Genomic DNA, 5,016 nt, shown 5'->3' with positions numbered 1-5,016 from the left:
AACGCAACAAAACCTCCGATATCGTTTTAGTTGGAAAACAAGACGATCTGGAGGTTTTTTTATTTCAGCATGCCGCCTATGCCGCTTTAAAACACCGTATTCAAGTTCTTCACGCTGGCTCGATCGTTGAAATGAGCGATAAACCTTCTCGCGTCTTGCGTCAAAAGCAAGATAGTTCTATGGCTGAAGCGCTCAAGATGGTTCGTCATGGAGAGGCTGAAGCCGTTGTGAGTGGCGGTAATACTGGCGCCTTGATGGCTCTGGGTCGATCTATTCTTGGAACTTTTCACGGTGTTGATCGGCCTGCTATCACCAAGTTATTCCCTTCGAAGTCTGGCGGTACCCTCGTCTTAGATCTTGGTGCGACTGTCGATAGCTCTGCAGAGCAGCTTTTGCAGTTCGCATTGATGGGGCAGATACTGGCCCAGGTTATTAAGAATAAGCCTCAGGCGTCGGTAGCATTACTCAATGTTGGCGACGAGGATATTAAGGGCAATGAGGTCGTCCGCTTGGCGGATGCGCTAATCAAAGATACTCAAGAAATTAATTACATCGGTTTTGCTGAAGGCGGAGATATATTCCGTGGTAAGGCAGATGTACTGGTATGCGATGGATTTGTCGGAAATATCGCATTGAAAAGCGCAGAGGGAGCGGCGGGTATCATCCTTTCAGGTGTCAAAGAGTTTTTTGATAAGAATTTCTATCGTCGTTTATTGGGGCGTTTGGTCCTACCATTAATGGGTGATGCGTTGCGTCAATTAGACCCCGAGACGCATAATGGAGCCATGTTTCTTGGTCTAAATGGCGTGGTTGTGAAAAGTCATGGCTCCTCAAGCGTAGCGGCATTTATTCACGCTATCGAGCTAGCAGAGCGCGAAGCCGCGGAAAACCTCCCTGAACAAATTAATCGGATACTGGAGCTGGCCTCAATCGACTGATTTGGCTCAGCCCGAAATAGGAGAAGAAATGTCTTTGGTATTTATGTTTCCTGGGCAAGGCTCTCAGACAATTGGCATGATGTCTGAGCTTTTAAGTCTGTCTGAACGCGCGAATAAAGTGTTTGACGAGGCATCAGCTGCGATCGACATCGACCTGAGAGCCCTAGCTTTGGGTGGGCCAGAGGATCGAATAAATCAAACTGAAATTACGCAACCTTTAATTCTGACTGCGAGCATTGCAGTTTGGCAGGAGTGGTGTGCTCGCTCAGACCTTCGTCCTCAATATATGTGTGGCCATAGCTTGGGAGAGTACACGGCGCTAGCTGCGTCTGGAGCGATCACTCTTGCGGATGCAGTTAGCCTTGTGCATTTGCGCGGCAAGCTCATGCAAAGTGCCGTGCCATTAGGTCAGGGCGCTATGGCGGCTTTGTTAGGTTTGGAGGACTCCGCTGTCGAACGGGTCTGTGAAGAAGCGCAGCAATTTGGCGTGGTTTCTGCGGCTAACTTTAATTCGCCGGGCCAGGTCGTGATTGCTGGAGCGAATGCGGCGCTTGAGAAAGCGATTGAGTTGGCGAAAGAGGCTGGAGCACGCCGAGCGGCCATGCTGCCGGTTAGTGTGCCTTGTCACTGTGCGCTGTTAGAACCGGCTGGGCAGGAGCTTGCAGAAGCCATCAATGCTATTGAGATGTTAGAGCCTTCGGTGCCCATCGTGCAGAATTTTACTGCGGCAGTTCCGAGCTCAATGGATGAGCTAAAACACAATTTGCTGCAGCATTTGCATCAGCCTGTGCGTTGGGCGGATTCAATTCGTTATCTTATAAGTCGTGATGCAGGTCAGTTTGTCGAGTGTGGTCCGGGTAAGGTTTTGGCTGGCTTGAATAAACGTATTGATCGCTCTGTGACGTCGTATGCGATATCTGATATCGAGTCAATTGAGGCTACTAAGGCTGTATTGCAGGGAGAGGGTGCGTAAATGCTTGGAGAGAAAAAAGTAGCATTGGTAACAGGTGCCAGTCGTGGTATTGGTCAAGCAATAGCGAAGGCGCTGGCGGCCGATGAAAACCTGACAATCATTGGCACTGCCACGACAGAGGCTGGCGCCTCCTCGATTTCGCATTATTTTGCTAAATGGGGCTTAGACGGAGATGGAATAGTCATGGATGTGAGTGACCCTGATTCCGTGAGTGAGGGGGTTGCTCAGGTGACATCGGCTTATGGCCCACCAATGATTTTGGTCAATAATGCGGGTATTACCAAAGATGGTTTGATGCTTCGTATGAAAGAGCAGGACTGGCAGCAGGTAATACAAACCAATTTGAGTTCAGTTTATCGCACCTCAAAAGCAGTGTTAAAAGGGATGACCAAGGCGCGCTGGGGACGAATCATCAATGTCAGTTCTGTTGTCGCGCAGATGGGAAATCCAGGTCAGGCAAATTATTGTGCGTCCAAGGCTGGGATAGAAGGCTTTACGAGATCCTTGGCTCATGAAATCGGAAGTCGCGGGATCACTGTCAATGCTGTGGCTCCCGGATATATCCAAACAGATATGACAGAAGAACTGAGTGAGGATAATAAGGCCTCTATGTTGTCGAGGATCCCGCTTGGTCGACTCGGAACTGCCGCGGAAGTCGCGTCTGTCGTCGCTTATTTGGCATCTACCCAAGCTGCTTATGTTACCGGTCAAACGATCCATGTTAACGGCGGCATGTATATGTCTTAAGGTATAGCTTAGATGCTTGTCTCACTTGAATGATTCAACTAGACTAGCACGCATTAATTGGCCTGAAGCGCGAGAAGAGGTCGTTATCGGCTTGAGGGCTCAGACGATTTACGGGGCGCTGCTGAATTGAGCTACCGGTTTCCATTAAGAGAGGAATGTATGAGTACTGTAGAAGAACGCGTAAAAAAGATTGTATGCGAGCAATTAGGTGTTAAAGAAGCTGAAGTGCAAAACACTTCTTCTTTTGTTGATGATCTCGGTGCAGACTCTCTTGATACCGTGGAACTGGTAATGGCTCTGGAAGAAGAGTTTGAGACAGAGATTCCTGATGAGGAAGCGGAAAAGCTTTCTACAGTACAAGAAGCGATCGATTATATTATTGCTAACCAATAATTAGTCGAACGCGACCGTCGAACCGTCCACAAGCTAATCGGCTTTGGGCGGTTTTTTGGTATTTGCGTCGCCTATAATTTTTTACGGAGTTAGTTCATGTCAAAACGACGTGTAGTAGTTACGGGGCTTGGTGCTTTGACGCCGCTTGGCAACTCAGTAGCTGACACTTGGCAGCGTTTGCTAGCGGGAGAGAGCGGTATAGGCTTTGTAGAGCGTTTTGACACCACGGACTTTCCCGTAAAAATTGGTGGTGAACTTAAAGGCTTGGATATTGGTGATTATTTGGATCGCAAAGAAGCGAGGCGCATGGATCCATTTATGCACTACGGAATGATTGCCTGTATGCAAGCTGTCGAAGATGCCAACCTAGAGGGTTTAAACGAACGTCAACTAAAGCGAACGGGTGTTGCGATGGGGTCCGGGATCGGTGGTATCGAGATGATCGAGACCATGCGGGATACATACAACAAATCTGGCTCGCGACGTGTCTCTCCGTTCTTTGTACCAAGCGCGATCATTAACATGATCTCTGGCAATGTAGCGATTAAATATGGCTTTAAAGGGCCTAATATTGCAGTTGTTACTGCCTGTACTACGGGCACGCACAATATTGGCTACGCCGCTCGCACGATATCTTACGGCGATGCAGATGTGATGCTTGCCGGAGGTGCGGAAATGGCTACTACTCCTGTCGCTATGGCTGGTTTCGCCAATGCGAAGGCTCTTTCTACTCGTAATGATGAGCCAACAAAGGCGAGCCGTCCTTGGGATACGGCTCGTGATGGTTTTGTTCTCTCCGATGGCGCCGCTTGCGTTGTTTTGGAAGAATACGAGCACGCCTTAGCTCGCGGTGCGGAAATTTATGCGGAGGTTGTGGGTTTTGGTATGAGTGATGATGCCTTTCATATCACCTCGCCCTCAGAAGATGGCGAGGGCGCACGTGCTTCTATGGAAAATGCCCTGAATGATGCAGGAATAGCCGCCGAGCAAGTGGATTATATTAACGCGCATGGCACATCTACACCCCTAGGCGATGTCGCAGAGGCGAAAGCAATCGAAAGCTTATTCCCGCATAGCAGCAGCGGTTTGTTGGTTAGTTCAACCAAATCATCGATTGGCCATCTGCTAGGCGCAGCAGGGGCGGTTGAAGCGATGTTTAGCATACTCGCCATTCGAGATAACGTTGCACCACCAACGATTAATGTTGAAGAACAAGAGCCGGGAGTCGCGCTGGACGTTGTTCCAAACAAAGCTCGAGAAGCAGAGATTTCAACGGTATTGAGTAACTCATTTGGTTTTGGCGGTACGAACGGGACGCTTATTTTCAAAGCACTATAAATGTTGTTGAAGACGATACGCTGTATCTAATCAACGCCGAGTCGAGACCGAGTATCCAATCCTAAGAAGAACAAGACCAAGCAAAGTGATCGTAGTCGCTTTGTGTTAACGCCTAAACCCCAATAATTGAGCACAATCGCTATGAGTGCATTGCTATTCAGCTCTCTTGACGACGATGGCGCCTCGCCACTTAGCCTAAGCAATCGAGCTTTGTCTTATGGGGATGGTATTTTCGAGACCATTCGTATCGTTGATGGCATGGTTCCATTGCTGGATTACCATAGAGCTCGCTTTTTGCGGGGGGTTGAGGTTCTGGCTTTAGGTCCTTCGCTTGAGATGCTTCAGCAGTTTGATCAAGCTTTAGAAGACGTCGTGCGAAGAATGCAGCTCATTGAGCATCAATCAGGCCTTGTAAAGCTTTTTGCTATCCGCAGAGAGGGTGGTCGTGGTTACGCCCCGATGCAGCCAAGTGTGACAGATTTCCACCTACAAGCGTTCGAATTGCCGCAGTATCAAGCGGATTTCTACAGAAAAGGTATTGATCTAAAGCTGTGTGCTTACCAATTAAGCGAGCAGCCGAATCTAGCTGGCATTAAGCACATGAATCGTCTCGACCAAGTCCTTGCA

At 48.7% G+C, this 5,016-nt stretch carries 6 protein-coding genes; all 6 read left to right on the top strand.

Annotated features, from left to right (window positions below):
* Window positions 1-938, top strand: a 938-nt coding sequence (plsX, locus tag A3750_RS09105) for a phosphate acyltransferase PlsX (RefSeq protein WP_068548182.1), incomplete at its 5' end; no start/stop codon positions are given.
* A gap of 28 nt (window positions 939-966) precedes the next feature.
* Window positions 967-1,911 (top strand): ACP S-malonyltransferase, encoded by a 945-nt coding sequence (fabD, locus tag A3750_RS09100; RefSeq protein ID WP_068458534.1) that lies wholly within the window; start codon window positions 967-969, stop codon window positions 1,909-1,911.
* A complete protein-coding gene (gene fabG, locus A3750_RS09095) occupies window positions 1,912-2,658 on the top strand; it encodes a 3-oxoacyl-ACP reductase FabG (RefSeq protein ID WP_068458535.1) in 747 nt (248 codons plus the stop codon).
* Window positions 2,659-2,817: 159 nt separating this feature from the next.
* Window positions 2,818-3,051, top strand: a complete 234-nt coding sequence (gene acpP, locus A3750_RS09090; RefSeq protein ID WP_068458536.1) for an acyl carrier protein — start codon at window positions 2,818-2,820, stop codon at window positions 3,049-3,051.
* A 96-nt stretch (window positions 3,052-3,147) separates the two neighbouring features.
* Entirely contained in the window at window positions 3,148-4,389 is a 1,242-nt protein-coding gene (gene fabF / locus A3750_RS09085) for a beta-ketoacyl-ACP synthase II (RefSeq protein WP_068548181.1), read from the top strand.
* A 141-nt stretch (window positions 4,390-4,530) separates the two neighbouring features.
* The coding region (locus A3750_RS09080; protein WP_197474972.1) for an aminotransferase class IV at window positions 4,531-5,016 on the top strand (486 nt) is incomplete at its 3' end.

This window comes from Oleiphilus sp. HI0079, from assembly GCF_001635105.1.
The sequence above is the reverse complement of the archived record's forward strand: the minus strand, read 5'-3'. Positions and strand labels throughout refer to the sequence as shown.